We start from the raw sequence: 12664 nt of genomic DNA on the forward strand, positions 1-12664 counted from the left end.
TCCCGCCCTCCGCTTTGAGTTAGGCTGACAAGCATGAGCGATAATAATGTCAACGATTCCACCATGCCCGCACCGGCCCGCGGCGAGGAAGCCGGCTCCCCCCTGCGCGTGGCCGTCATAGGCGCGGGGCCTGCAGGGGTCTATGCCTCTGACATTCTGCTGCGGCAGCTGCGGGAGAAGGGTGCCGACCTGGGTCTGGGCGACCGGGCCCGTATCGATTTGTTCGAGAAGCTGCCCGTTCCCTTCGGCCTGGTTCGTTACGGTGTGGCTCCCGATCATCCCAGCATCAAGTACATCGCCGGCGCCTTGGAGAAGACCCTGGACAACCCCGAGATCCACCTCTATGCGGATGTGGAGTTCGGCAAGGACGTCAACCTGGATGATCTGCTTCAGCGCTACGATGTGGTGCTCTTCGCCACCGGCGCCGTGGACGACCGCCCTCTGGAGATCGCCGGCCACGAACTTGATGGCGTTCATGGGGCCGCTCACTTCGTCGAGTGGTATGACGGCTATCCTGACGCTGACCAGGACTGGCCCCTGGATGCCAAGCAGGTGGCCGTCATCGGAGGCGGGAACGTGGCCATGGATGTCTCCAGAATCCTGATGCGTCGGGCCGACGACCTACTGGGCACTGACATCCCCGATAACGTCTACAAAGGAATTCAGGGAAACCAGGCCCGTGAACTGCACATGTTCATCCGTCGTGGCCCGGCCCAGGCCAAGTTCTCGGTCCAGGAACTGCGTGAGCTGGAGAAGCTGCCCGGAGTGCAAATCGTCATCGACGAGGAGGACTTCGACCTGGACCAGGAGACCATCGACCGGGCCGGTGCCGACAAGCTGACCCGGCAGATGCTGGAGGAGCTCTTCACCATTAGGGAGATGGCCGAGGACATGGCTGAGGACGGCGGCGTCGACTTCGAAGGCAACCCCGCCGACCGCCATTTCTATATGCACTTCTACCGGATGCCCGCCGCAATCATCGGCCAGGACGGCAAGGTGACCGGCATCCGTGTGGAGAAGACCAAGGTCACGCCCGAGGGCACCATGGAGGAGACCAGCCAGTACGAGGAGTATCCGGTACAGGCCGTCTACCACGCCATCGGCTACAAGCCTGCCGAGGTTCCCGGCGTTCCTTATGACTTCTCCGGCTACACCCTTTCCAACGTCCATGGTCGCGTGACCACTGCTCCCGAAGGGCAGGACAGCCGACCCATCGACCGTCTTTACGCAACGGGCTGGGCCAAGCGAGGACCTGTGGGGTTGATCGGATCCACCAAGTCCGATGCCTTGGAGACCATCGGTAACATGCTGGATGACCTGGCCGCCAGCCCGGCTCGCGGCCGCTTCGCCAAGGATCGTGACGACGATTCGATTGACCGTTTCCTGGCCGACAAGGGCATCAGGCCCATCGACTTCGCCGGTTGGAAGCGGGTAGATGCCTATGAGCGAGCCGAAGGTGCCAAGGTCGGCCGCGAGCACATCAAGGTCATCGATCCCGACCAGCTTCGCCAGCTCGCCCACGGCGAGTAGGCGATTGGTCTTAGGCCGTCAGTGGCAGGGCCTGGATGAGGTTTCATAAACCACGTCCAGGCCCTGTTTCTTGATCTGGCTACCGGGTGCTCACAGCGGACGGATAGACCCGGCGCAGCTATCATTGTCGTTAGAGCCCTTCACGGAATCGAAGGAGCGTGGCATGGCTAATCTGACTCTCTATCCGGCAACCCTGCAGTGGGCCGTTGAGGAGAGTGATGCCGATCCGGTGGCCCTGTCTCGGCGCCGGGGGCTTGGCCAGTTGCCGGATTGGCTGGAATCCAAGGAACCCGTGTCCGTATCCTTCAACAAGGTTGAGCAGCTCAGCAGGGCCCTGCATGTTCCTTTCGGCGCCTTGGTCAGGTCGGTCGTGCCCCAGCGTCGCCTTGAGCCTCTGGTCCGGTACCGTACCGTAGGCAATACGTCTGTGCAGCCCAGCAAAAACCTGCAGGACACCATCGATCAGATGCGATTCAGGCAGGAATGGGCCAGGGATGAATTGCTTGAGTCCGGCTTGGACGCCAACCCGCTGGTCGGTTCGGTACAGGATGCCGAGCATGACGATGCCCTGGCTGATGCGCTTCGCTCCACCCTTGGACTGGATGGGCGCTCTGCCTGGGAGGGCCGCAATTCCAGCGACCGCTTCCGTCAGATCAAGGAACGGGCATCCAATGCGGGCATCATGATCATGCTCAACTCCCAGGTGGGTTCCGTGAGTTCTCGAAAACTGGATCTTCAGGAGTTCCGTGGATTCGTGCTGATCGACGATATGGCTCCGCTGGTGTTCATCAATAGAAACGATTCCTTTGACGGCATGATCTTCACTTTGATTCACGAGGTGGGGCACGTACTGCTGGGCACTCAGGAGCTCTTCGACGGCATTGGCGGCCAAGGGGATCGCAAGGCCATGGAGCGAGCAGTAAACCGGGCTGTGGTAAAGGCTGTGATTGATGATGACCGCTTCCGGCGGCTGTGGCAGGAGAAGCTGGACGAGGGCCAAGAGCCGGCCGACGCCGCGGAATCCATAGCTGACGACTTCCATCTGAGTGCCTTGGCCATGGGGATACAGGCCCGTCAGTTCGGCTTGACTGGCGAGGATACGCTTGAGGAGCTGCAGACACGAATGAATCGGCATCTTCAGGACAAGGCCGTTCATCATCAGGAGCGGGAATCCCATGGCAATGGCAACAGGACCAATGCCTCCAGGGTTGACACCGGTTTCGTCCGCCTGGTCAATGCCGCCATGGACGGAGGCAGATTGGCTCCAACCGAAGGCTTCGACCTGGTGGGTGTGCGTTCTCCGCAGTCTTATCAGGGTTTGATTCGTGAAAAGAAGCTGATATGACTGCTACTCTCTACCTGCCTGATTCCAACATCTTCATCGCCTCCTACCGGCTCAACCATCCTTTCGACTACAAGGAGTTCCACCCCTTCTGGCGATGGATGGAAAAACTGGCTGAGGACAGGTTGATTGCCATGGTGGATGTCGTCTACGACGAGCTGGTCAACGAGCAGGCTGCCGATCCCGATATGTTGGATCTTTGGGTGCGTGCAGTGTTCAAAGGCCGCCAAATAAGCCACAAGGACGACAGGTATGCGCAGGTATATGCGAAAATCCAGGATTATCTGGTCACCTGCGGGCAGTATACGGAAGGCTCGCGCCAATACTGGGAGTCAGAGGGCAAGGCGGATCCCTGGCTGATTGCCGTGGCCAAGGTCGAGGGGGCGGTCATTGTGACGGATGAGGCCCGGGTTCCGCTACAACAGGGACAGCACATGAAGAAAGAGCCCAGGATTCCTAACATCGCAGACCAGTTTGGGGTGAAGACCATGAATCTTCGCCGGTTCTTCGATACCAACGGGAGGTTGAAGAAGGCCCAATATGTTCCTTCTGAGCCTAAAAGCAGGAGAAAGGCTGCGAGCCAACCAGGCCTGTTCTGAGCAGATAGTAGGGGAGGAGCCCGGCAGTCCCATCTTTTCAGCGGTCGTTCAGCAAAAATTCAGCGGTATTGTCTACCATGGAACCATGAATGGCAAGCTGAAGGTTCACGGACATTTCAACGGCCTGAAAACGACGCTTTTGTTCGCCCTTATGTGGGCCGTTATTATGCTCATCTGGTGGCTGACCGGCGGTCGCCAGGGGACGCTGGGCATCTATATCCTCATAGGCCTGGCCACCACTTTCGGATCCTACTGGTTCTCTGACAAGGTGGCGATCGCATCCATGCATGCCCGGCCGGTCAGCGAGCAGGAGGCCCCCGACCTTTACCGGATTGTCCGGGAGCTGTCGGGGAGAGCCGGCAAGCCCATGCCCCGCATCTACATTGCCCCCACTGACTCGCCCAACGCTTTCGCTACAGGCCGTAACGAGCGCCATGCTGCCGTCTGCTGCACCCAGGGGATCCTGCGCATCCTCAACGAGCGTGAGATTCGCGGGGTGCTGGGCCACGAGCTCATGCATGTCTACAACCATGACATCCTGACCTCTGCCGTGGCTTCGGCCATGGCTACGGTCATCACCTACCTGGGTTACTCCCTCATGTATTTCGGCGGTGACAGCCGGGACAGGGATAGTGATTCCGGCGTCTTCGGCCTCCTGGGCGTGCTGATCAGCTCGATTCTGGCCCCTCTGGGTGCTTCCCTGATCCAGATGGCCATTTCGCGCACCCGTGAATATGACGCCGACGAGGACGGCAGCCGGCTGACTGGGGATCCGGCGGCTCTGGCGTCGGCGCTGAACAAAATATCCTATGGGTCTCAGGCTGCGCCTATGCCGCAGACCGCCGGCACCCAGAGCGCCGCCGCCATGATGATCGAGAACCCCTTCTCGGTCAAAGGATTCAGCAGGCTCTTCTCCACCCATCCGCCCACCGATGAGCGCATCGCCCGTCTGATGCAGATGAGCCAGGAGATGGGGCAGACCCAGGTGAATTCCGGGCATGGAGCCCAGGTAGGGTACTGAGAGGTCGAGCAGTTTTGCGTCCCTGTCGATAGGAGATGATGCCTGGGATGACGGAGACCATCAATCTGGCCATCGTCGACGATCAGGAGCTGGTCAGAGCAGGACTGGTCTCGATACTGGCTGATGAGGACGATATCAACATTGTCGCGGATGCAGCCAGTGCCCGGGAGCTTCTGGAGCACCCTCGCCTGAGAGATGTCGATGTGGCCCTGGTTGACTGCCGTATGCCTGACATTGACGGGATTCGCCTCATCGACATCTTGCGTAAGAGAGGACTGAAAGCCCGATGCATCGCACTGACGGCATTCGACGAGGATGAGAACCTTGTGGGAAGCATCAAGGCTGGAGCATATGGGCACCTGCTCAAAGACGCCGATGCAGAGGAGATCATCGGCACCGTGCATAGGGTCTATAGGGGTGAACGCGTCCTCGGGACTGCAGAGTCGGGTAGGCTGATGGACCTCATCAGCAGGGAAGGCGAACCGTCGAAGCCTGTCAAAGCAGCGGGAGGAGTCGACGTAGCCGACGACTTCGATCGGACTGACCGTCAGATCATCGACATGATTGTGGCTGGTTTAACCAACAGGGAGATTGCCGATCATCTCTGCCTATCCCTGGGCACGGTCAGAAACCGCGTCAGTAGCATTTTCGACAAAACCGGCGTGCGCAATCGCACCGAGTTGGCCATGACCTCAAGGCGGTCATGAGCCCGTCAGAAACTGTGTCGTCTCAGGAGCGGAAACCAGGGTCCCTCCCATACGTGGGCCTGGTGGAGGTCGCTTCGTTCTGCTGCTCCTTCCTGTGGTCAAAATATGGCAATCCTCTCAACTTCTTCCTCTTCCAGACGGTCATGGTGTCGGCCTGGCTGGGTTATAGGCTGATTCGGCGACGTATTCCTGCCCTCATTTGTGGGGGCCTTCTCATCGTGGTCTGTCTGGCAGCCACTCTCTTTGACAATCCGCCGCAGATGTTTCTCACCACCATCGTGACCGTGGATGTTCTCTTCGCCTTTCCGGAGATCTGGACCTGGGTCGCAGTAGGAGGGGAAATAGGGGTCTACATTCTGCATATGGCATGGAGGGGAGAATGGCGACGGGACTCCTGGGGCGATACGGTCCTGAACCTGGCTCTGATCGTCTTCTTCGCGGTGGCTTTCCTCTTTTACGCACGGGCCAGCCGTCTGCTCATTGAAAAGAACCGGCAGCTCGCCAGGCTGTCGCTCACAATAGAGAGCCTGGCCCTAGCTAAGGAGCGGGCAGAGATGGCCTCGCAGATGCATGATTCGATTGGTCAGTACCTATCGGCCATGCATATGGAGCTTGAGGCGGCGCAAAGGACCCTGCACAAGGGTTCATCCATCGACCGGGCCCTCACCCATGTGATCAAGGCCGAAGACATCGATAAGAAGGCACTGGCTCAGGTACGTCAGCAGGCCAGGGCTTTGAACCCGGCTGCCTTTGGCGGGGAGCTGACCAAGGAGTCGATTGTCGGTCTGGCAGACTCCTTTGAATCCACAGGTCTGCATGTGACCGCTACGGTGAATGGGAGCCTGGAGGGCCTGTCATCGCAGAATAAGGTCCTTATCTACCGGGCCTTGCAGGAGACTTTGACCAACGTGGTCCGTCACGCCCATGCCTCCTCCGCCTCGATTGTTATTGATCTGGCACCGAGAACCCTTCGCCTGTGTGTGACGGACGACGGGGTGGGTCCTGGCAAAGGGTCTGGTCGGTTTGTGCCGGGCTTCGGCCTGTCCTCCCTTGAGCAGAGGGTAAAGGACTTGGGCGGCTTCTTGCAGGTAGGACCGGCAGAGACAGCGGAGTCTTCCCGAGGTACCCGGGTAATACTCTCCCTTCCATTGACCGCGGATTCTTGCAGGTAACTTCTGCAGTGCAGCGGACGCAGTGACATTTGTCCTCCTGATGGTGACATCTGTCGGTAGCATCTCCACTATCCGTCGATATAGCTTGGCCCTATGCAATGGGCAGCAATAGGCGGTGAAAGGAAAGGACCCGGAACGGAAGGGGCTGAGGGGCGGAGTATTAGGATCGGGTACATCCGCCTGGTGAATTCCTTGTGGAGGGGAAACCGCGGCCTGCAAATCCTGAACATCCTGGCTGGAGCCTGTCCCATGGCCTTGATTCTCCTGGTTCTTGAGGCTATGGTCCGGGGAGGAGAGGGTGCCGATTCGACCACTCCGGTAATCATGGTAGCCATCTTTCTGACGTCTTCAGCTTCCGTTTCCAAGACCATCAGCGACCATGCCTTCACTGCTCAATGGGACAGGCTCATGCGCATCCGTCTGCTGGGCGCCTCCCCCTGTCGGCTCCTGGGCTCGATACTGACCGTCCAAGGTCTCATGGCTGCCTTCTCAGGCCTCATTGGCGTGGCTCTGGGCGAGCTGATGAAGCCTCTGGCAAGGCCTGCCATGGCACGGCTGGACATGCTTTTGCCGGAGCATGGCATCCTGCCAAACCTCTCCTCCATTCTTATGACGGTCCTGCTTTCCGTTTTGTGCCAATGTCTGGGCGCCATATTGGCTGCAGTGAGGGTCATCCGAGCTCGGCCCGATTTGCAGTCCATGCCCCGCTCTTCCGGGAGACGGCACCGCGCCCTGTCTACTGCTGCCATGCTCCTGGTGGTCCTTGCGACTTGCATGATGATCTACCTAAAGGGGACTGGAGCGGCCGCCGGCGGTATGGGCATCTTTTTGATTCCTCTCTTGGCATGGGCCTTGATAAGAGTGGGCAGACCCCTATTGAACCGAGCAGCGGGGGTCATCATGGCGGGTTACCCAAAAGGTCCTGTGGTCACCTTGGCTTTGCGCAATCAGGAGACCACTAGGGCGGCCTCGCTCTTCACGATGGTGGTCGTCGCCACTGCAGTTGCCTGCGGACTTTTCGGCTTCTTGGGATACAGCGATGCCAATGCGCGCGCCTCTCTGACCACGGCTCTGGCAGGAGGGTCTGTGATCAGCCCGGTCGGCAGTGACCGAGGGGCCCTGGATCATTGGGCTGCCTATGTTCGGTCGCGCGATACTGATCCTCTTATTCTGGCTCCTGCCACCGTAGTGCCTATGGCAAAGGACGGTGCGGGATGCGACCGGCAAATACGCCGGGCCGCCTCCTACTATCGTGGTGCCTCACGCCTTCAAATAGATGGCGATCTGAGTCGGATTTTTCCGTCGGCAGCCCTGCATCCTGCGCGGGATAGTACAGGATTGGACGGGCTCGATGGGGTGGTGGCTTCCAGTCCGGAGGTGGGTGCGGGTCTGTCCCTCGGCGCGCCGGTCTGTATTGATGATGGGAACGGACCAGCTCGACGGAGTCGGATTGCGGCTATAGCTGACCTGCCGGGTGGAATGGGTCAGTACTTCATCCCCTCGCATCTATCTACTTCTACCTTTCGAAATGCATGGAAGACCGGATATGAACGTTGGGGCGGGCGCACTCCCCTGGCTCTGGTTTCGTCACAGGTGGGTGGCCGGGAGGTGCCGACAGGGGTCGTTGACCAGACGGCTGAAGCATGGGTGGCGAATCTGCCGACTGGCAAGATCTATGCACAGACCGGAGGGGAGGGGATGAAGGAAATGGCCGTCATCGTCTACCCGGTCTTGGTCATATGTGCCGTGGGCGTCCTGTCGCTGATCTTCACCATGGTTGAGGAGAGGCGTAGGACCAGGGCCGTGGCCGTCCTTCTTGATTTGGGAGTCTGGCGGTACGGATGCAGTGGGACGTTAAGGTACCTGAGCGAAGTCTTGCCGGCCTTCCTGCTGGCCTGCGCCGGTTCGCTCCTGGTTGTCAACCTCTGCTCTCACCCGCAGTCAGTCGAACTCTATGGAGGTATCTCCTTTTACTGTCCCGCTGGGCAGCTGGGTCTGCTTCTGGCGGTGGTCCTGGCGATGGGGCTGGTGGCCCTGGTCGCCCACATGATTTCCTATGTTCGTCTGGTCTGTCAGGGATGAGCAAAGCAGCCTGTGGTGGACTGGAAATAAGTGAGAGCGCCATGAAATGAGACGGAGTCTTACATTCGGCGGTTGTGAGCGGATGTTTTGAAAATTGCGTGTAAGAAGGCTGGGCGTGAGAAGGAGGGATGTATGGAAACAGGACATGATGGATGGGATGCAAGAAAATCTCAGGTAACTGCCCAGGGTGTGGGCCCGGATGGTGGCGGTACGGTCTTGCGGGCCAGGTCCGTTTGCTACGACTACTCGGAAAATGGACGACGCAGGCATCGTCTGCTGGGAAAGTCGTATGACAGGAATGGCCCGGCACCTCAAATCGGGCCAGTCAATATAGAACTGCAAGATGGCTGTATTACGGCACTGATCGGACCCTCGGGATGCGGGAAGTCCACTGTGCTCAAGCTGCTTGCCGGCATCCTGACCCCCTTGCGAGGCCAGGTCTGGTATGAGCATCGGGATATTGCTCGGCAGTCGGATTTTCGCCGGGCAAGGCTTCGCAGGACCGAATTCGCCTTCATTTTCCAGGATTACATGCTGGTCGATTCTTTGACGGTCGCCGAGAATATCATCCTGCCGCGGTCCTTGAATGGTTCAGCCACCGATGATGGTGCTGTACGTCGGGCTCTGGCCTGTGTGGACCTGCCGACCGGTGTAATGAGGCGAAAGGTGGGCGAGCTGTCAGGAGGTCAACAGCAGCGGGTGGCCATCGCTCGGGCCATGATCATGGATGCGCAGGTTCTCTTCGCGGATGAGCCCACCGGCAATCTGGATCCCAGAGCCCGTGAGGACACCCTTGATGCCATCCAAGCAGCCATGAGTGCGGGACTCAAGGCCAGCCTTCTGGTTACTCATGATGCCAGGGTGGCTTCCAGGGCCGACAGAATTCTGTATATGCAGGATGGGAGGATTTGCGGTTCCTATCCCCATATGGATCAAGAGGATATAGAGCGGCTCCTTCTGTCCGGGTCGGAGTAGGAGGAGCCGCTGAGGTCGATTCAAAGCTGAATTCTGTGCCCGTTACAGACCACGGTTTTGACGGACCAGTCAGCCGGGTTCAGGAGGAGGAGGTCGGCCGCATAGCCGGGTGCCAGCAGACCCAGCGGAGCACCGGTGATCGGGTTGGAGCGGTCCAGTCCCAGGGCCCGGGCAGGCGTCAGCGTGGCGGCTTCCACGGCCTGGGGGGCCGGGAGGCCAATGGATTGGACGGCTCTGCCGACTGCCACATCCAGGGTCAGGGTTGAGCCGGCGATGGCCCCGTTGGAGGTCAGACGGGCGTGGCCGCCCTTCACTGTTACGTCCAGGGAACCCAGCTTGTAGGCGCCGTCCTCGCAGCCGGTGGCCTCCATGGCGTCGGTGACCAGGGCTATCCGATGGGGGAAGAGCCTGAAGGCCAGGTCGACGCAGGGGTCCTGCACATGGAAACCGTCGTTGATCAGCTCGGCCGTAACCCGGCGGTCCTCCACGGCGGCTGGAATGGGGCCCGGCTGACGGTGGTGGATGCCGTTCATGGCGTTGAAAACATGAGTGAGTATACGGGCGCCGGCATCGAATGCGCGGCGGGTCTGGTCATAGTCGGCATCGCAATGGCCAACCGCAGGCACCACACCGGACTTGGCCAGGCGGGATATGGCCTCGTAGCCATGGTCGCGCTCGGGGGCCAGGGTCACCTGGCGTATGCAACCGTCGGCAGCCTCCAGGAGATTGTCAAGAACCGCTGGCTCAGGATCGCGCAGGCACTTGGGATCGTGCGCGCCCTTACGGGAGAGTGCGATGAAGGGCCCTTCCAAGTGGGCGCCCAGCACGTCGGGCCTGGAGTCCATGACCCTCTTGACTGAGCGCAGATTGGTGCACATCGTGTCGACCGGATTGGTGATCAGGCTGAGCACCTGCCTGGTTGTTCCATGGACCATATGGCAGGCCCTGGCTGTGCGAATGGCCTCGTCGCCGTCGTCAAATGAGTGAACCCAGCCGCCGTGGGAGTGGATGTCGATGAACCCGGGGGTGAGGATGAAGCTGGCTGCATCGATGAACTCAGCACCGTCCGCATTCACGTCATGGGTATCTGACCTAGGCAGGAAGGAGGGCGGCAGGCTGGGCAGGCCAGCGGCCCTCAGGGCGGATTCCAGGCTCTCTCTGCCTTGCCCGACCTGCTCAATCCTGCCATCCAGAGCCAAAATCCAGCTGTTTTCCCTGATTCCTCGAGCGTCTATCAGCCTTGCGCCAGTCAGGACAAGGGGATGGGCCGGTCCGTGGAGGGATGATTCAACCGCGAGCCCCGCCGACTCGTATGCTTCCTTGGACATGTTTGGTTTGCCTTCTAGATGGACTGCCAGTCAGGCTTGTTGGCATATGCCCACTTGTAGTAGTCGCGGTTGCGCAGGCGGGAGGCGGCGGCCTCGTCCACGATCACAGTGGCGTGGGGGTGCATCTGGAGGGCGGAGGCCGGGCAGAAGGACGATATGCCGCCCTCTACGCTCTCGGCCACGGCTTCTGCCTTACCGGCACCAAAGGCCAGGAGAACCAGCTGGCGTGCCTTGAGGATGGTCCCGATTCCCTGGGTGATGCAGTGGGTGGGCACCTGATCCATATCATTGTCGAAGAATCGGGCATTGTCGATGCGGGTCTGCTCGGTCAGTGTCTTGATGCGGGTGCCCGAAGCCAGGGAGGATCCAGGCTCATTGAAGCCAATGTGCCCGTCTGTGCCGATGCCCAGGATCTGCAGGTCGACTCCGCCGGCATCCTTGATTGCCTGGTCGTACACGCGGCCAGCGTCCTTGATGGTGTCCAGGTTTCCGTTTGGCACCTGCACCTTGGCAGGGTCCAGGCCCAGAGGCTCGACCACGGTCCGGTTGATGGTGGACCGGTAGGACTGGGGGTGGGCCGGATCCAGGCCAGCGTACTCGTCCAGGGCGAATCCGCGCACCTGGGAGACATCGATACCTTCCTTGTGAACCAGGTCGGCCAGCGCCTGGTATGCCGCCAGGGGGCTGGACCCCGTTGCCAGACCCAGCACGCAGTCAGGCTTGCGCCGGATCAGGTCGGCTGTGCAGCGGGCATAGATTTTCCCTGCTTCCTCCTGGGACTTGACGATGATGATTTCGGTCATGATGCGATTTCCTTTCCAATAAGCTCAGATGGGCGGCTGTCGGCGGCCATGCGTCCTGCCAGGGCGGCGCCGATGGCTGCGATGGGCAGGTCGGCTGGGGCCAGACGCAACCGGTCGGGTAGCCTCAGCGAGGCGATGAAGTGGCTGCAGGCCGCGCTCTTATTCAGATGCTCGGTGACCAGATCCAGCAGGGGTTGGCCGGTTTTGCTCATGCCCCCGCCCAAGATGATGACTGCGGGGTCGATAGCCAGGGCCACGATCTGGACAGCCAGGGCAATGCCATGGCCGATGATGTCCTGGACCTCCTTGGCGTGCTGGTTCCCCTTGCTTGCCTGAGCAATCAGGTCAGGCAGGGGGTGGGCGATTCCCGGCCAAAGGGTTTCCACTGCCGCACCTGAGGCCACGGTCTCCAGACAGCCACACTGGCCGCACTTACAGGGGAACTGATGGGCATCCACTGAGATGTGGCCAATTTCGCCGATTGCCCCGCTGGCTCCGTGTTCGATCCGACCCTCACGGATGATGCCCGCTGCCAGACCGGTGCCTAGGTTGATGAAGGCCACTACGTGGTCGTCCTGGTCGGGCAGGGCCCTGGGTCCGTCACGTCCAGGCTCTGATGCGGGTCGTCGGACCTGGTCCCGGGCAGCTTCGGAGTGGGGTGTGGTTCCAGGGGCTATCAGGGTGTTGTCAGCCTGCGAGGCGGCTCCCAGAGCAGCGATGTTGACATCGTTCTCGACGCGGACGGGCAGACCGGTCGTCTTGGCAACGGCAGGGCCCAGAGCCATGTGGCGGATTCCCAGATTGACTGCGTCATCCACCATTCCACGGTTGGCATCCACGCGCCCCGGAATCCCCAGGCCTACGGTGACCGGCCCCCGATTCAGGCCAACCGGATCCAGTAGGTGGTGGATAAGTGTCACGGTGTCGTCATGAACCGCTTGGTTACCCTTGCGCGTGGGTATTCGGTGGCAAGCCAGCAGGCGCTTGTCGCCGTCTATGGCCACGCCTTCGATCTTGGTGCCACCAATGTCAATTCCTAGGCTGATCGGACCGGCCTGGACGCTATCTGTATCCGCCTCGGGATGCGGGGTCGATGCTGCCATGG

The 12664-nt window shown here is 60.3% G+C and carries 11 protein-coding genes; 8 read left to right on the forward strand and 3 right to left on the reverse strand.

Going from position 1 to position 12664, the window contains the following annotated elements; translation table 11 throughout:
- The first annotated feature begins 63 nt into the window (after nt 1-63).
- The 8 genes from H3V09_RS08610 to H3V09_RS08645 all read left to right on the forward strand — a co-directional run bounded on the left by H3V09_RS08610 (nt 64) and on the right by H3V09_RS08645 (nt 9428).
- The gene (locus H3V09_RS08610; RefSeq protein WP_198191694.1) at nt 64-1530 is read left to right on the forward strand and encodes an FAD-dependent oxidoreductase; all 1467 of its coding nucleotides are present in this window, start codon (nt 64-66) and stop codon (nt 1528-1530) included.
- Between the two features lie 163 nt (nt 1531-1693).
- Nucleotides 1694-2875 carry an ImmA/IrrE family metallo-endopeptidase gene (locus H3V09_RS08615; RefSeq protein WP_198191677.1) on the forward strand — a complete coding sequence of 394 codons (1182 nt, stop codon included), beginning with the start codon at nt 1694-1696 and terminating at the stop codon, nt 2873-2875.
- Complete coding sequence (locus H3V09_RS08620; RefSeq protein ID WP_198191678.1) at nt 2872-3471, forward strand: DUF4411 family protein; 600 nt, start codon at nt 2872-2874, stop codon at nt 3469-3471. The genes H3V09_RS08615 and H3V09_RS08620 overlap by 4 nt, the downstream gene beginning before the upstream one ends.
- Before the next feature lie 85 nt (nt 3472-3556).
- The gene (gene htpX / locus H3V09_RS08625) at nt 3557-4492 is read left to right on the forward strand and encodes a zinc metalloprotease HtpX (protein ID WP_046322188.1); all 936 of its coding nucleotides are present in this window, start codon (nt 3557-3559) and stop codon (nt 4490-4492) included.
- Between the two features lie 47 nt (nt 4493-4539).
- Nucleotides 4540-5199 (forward strand): response regulator transcription factor, encoded by a 660-nt coding sequence (locus H3V09_RS08630; RefSeq protein ID WP_198191679.1) that lies wholly within the window; start codon nt 4540-4542, stop codon nt 5197-5199.
- On the forward strand, nt 5196-6371 hold the full coding sequence (locus H3V09_RS08635; RefSeq protein ID WP_198191680.1) for a sensor histidine kinase: 1176 nt from the start codon (nt 5196-5198) through the stop codon (nt 6369-6371). Before H3V09_RS08630 ends, H3V09_RS08635 begins: the two co-directional genes overlap by 4 nt.
- A gap of 249 nt (nt 6372-6620) precedes the next feature.
- Complete coding sequence (locus H3V09_RS08640) at nt 6621-8453, forward strand: hypothetical protein (RefSeq protein WP_198191681.1); 1833 nt, start codon at nt 6621-6623, stop codon at nt 8451-8453.
- 132 nt (nt 8454-8585) lie between these two features.
- Nucleotides 8586-9428 (forward strand): ABC transporter ATP-binding protein, encoded by an 843-nt coding sequence (locus H3V09_RS08645; RefSeq protein ID WP_144178576.1) that lies wholly within the window; start codon nt 8586-8588, stop codon nt 9426-9428.
- 20 nt (nt 9429-9448) lie between these two features.
- On the opposite strand, the gene nagA is transcribed toward H3V09_RS08645, so the two are convergent.
- From nagA to H3V09_RS08660, 3 genes are read right to left on the reverse strand one after another with little or no spacing between them, the layout of a single operon-like run.
- Nucleotides 9449-10756 carry an N-acetylglucosamine-6-phosphate deacetylase gene (gene nagA / locus H3V09_RS08650; protein ID WP_144178574.1) on the reverse strand — a complete coding sequence of 436 codons (1308 nt, stop codon included), beginning with the start codon at nt 10754-10756 and terminating at the stop codon, nt 9449-9451.
- 14 nt (nt 10757-10770) lie between these two features.
- Nucleotides 10771-11559: a glucosamine-6-phosphate deaminase gene (nagB, locus tag H3V09_RS08655; protein ID WP_046322199.1), complete on the reverse strand. Its 789-nt coding sequence runs from the start codon at nt 11557-11559 to the stop codon at nt 10771-10773.
- Nucleotides 11556-12662, reverse strand: coding sequence for an ROK family protein (locus H3V09_RS08660; RefSeq protein WP_110424696.1), 1107 nt, complete (start codon nt 12660-12662; stop codon nt 11556-11558). The genes nagB and H3V09_RS08660 overlap by 4 nt, the downstream gene beginning before the upstream one ends.
- Between the last annotated feature and the right edge of the window lie 2 nt (nt 12663-12664).

Origin of the sequence: Bifidobacterium sp. M0399 (genome assembly GCF_016100595.1) — a bacterium.
Taxonomy (GTDB): domain Bacteria; phylum Actinomycetota; class Actinomycetes; order Actinomycetales; family Bifidobacteriaceae; genus Bombiscardovia; species Bombiscardovia polysaccharolytica.

What these genes read in the sequence shown, in the direction of transcription:
- nagB (WP_046322199.1), bottom strand. Translation starts at nt 11,559, where the DNA reads ATGACCGAAATCATCATCGTCAAGTCCCAGGAGGAAGCAGGGAAAATC.
- H3V09_RS08635 (WP_198191680.1), top strand. Translation starts at nt 5,196, where the DNA reads ATGAGCCCGTCAGAAACTGTGTCGTCTCAGGAGCGGAAACCAGGGTCC.
- H3V09_RS08630 (WP_198191679.1), top strand. Translation starts at nt 4,540, where the DNA reads ATGACGGAGACCATCAATCTGGCCATCGTCGACGATCAGGAGCTGGTC.
- H3V09_RS08645 (WP_144178576.1), top strand. Translation starts at nt 8,586, where the DNA reads ATGGAAACAGGACATGATGGATGGGATGCAAGAAAATCTCAGGTAACT.
- H3V09_RS08615 (WP_198191677.1), top strand. Translation starts at nt 1,694, where the DNA reads ATGGCTAATCTGACTCTCTATCCGGCAACCCTGCAGTGGGCCGTTGAG.
- nagA (WP_144178574.1), bottom strand. Translation starts at nt 10,756, where the DNA reads ATGTCCAAGGAAGCATACGAGTCGGCGGGGCTCGCGGTTGAATCATCC.
- H3V09_RS08620 (WP_198191678.1), top strand. Translation starts at nt 2,872, where the DNA reads ATGACTGCTACTCTCTACCTGCCTGATTCCAACATCTTCATCGCCTCC.
- H3V09_RS08640 (WP_198191681.1), top strand. Translation starts at nt 6,621, where the DNA reads ATGGCCTTGATTCTCCTGGTTCTTGAGGCTATGGTCCGGGGAGGAGAG.
- H3V09_RS08610 (WP_198191694.1), top strand. Translation starts at nt 64, where the DNA reads ATGCCCGCACCGGCCCGCGGCGAGGAAGCCGGCTCCCCCCTGCGCGTG.
- htpX (WP_046322188.1), top strand. Translation starts at nt 3,557, where the DNA reads ATGAATGGCAAGCTGAAGGTTCACGGACATTTCAACGGCCTGAAAACG.
- H3V09_RS08660 (WP_110424696.1), bottom strand. Translation starts at nt 12,662, where the DNA reads ATGGCAGCATCGACCCCGCATCCCGAGGCGGATACAGATAGCGTCCAG.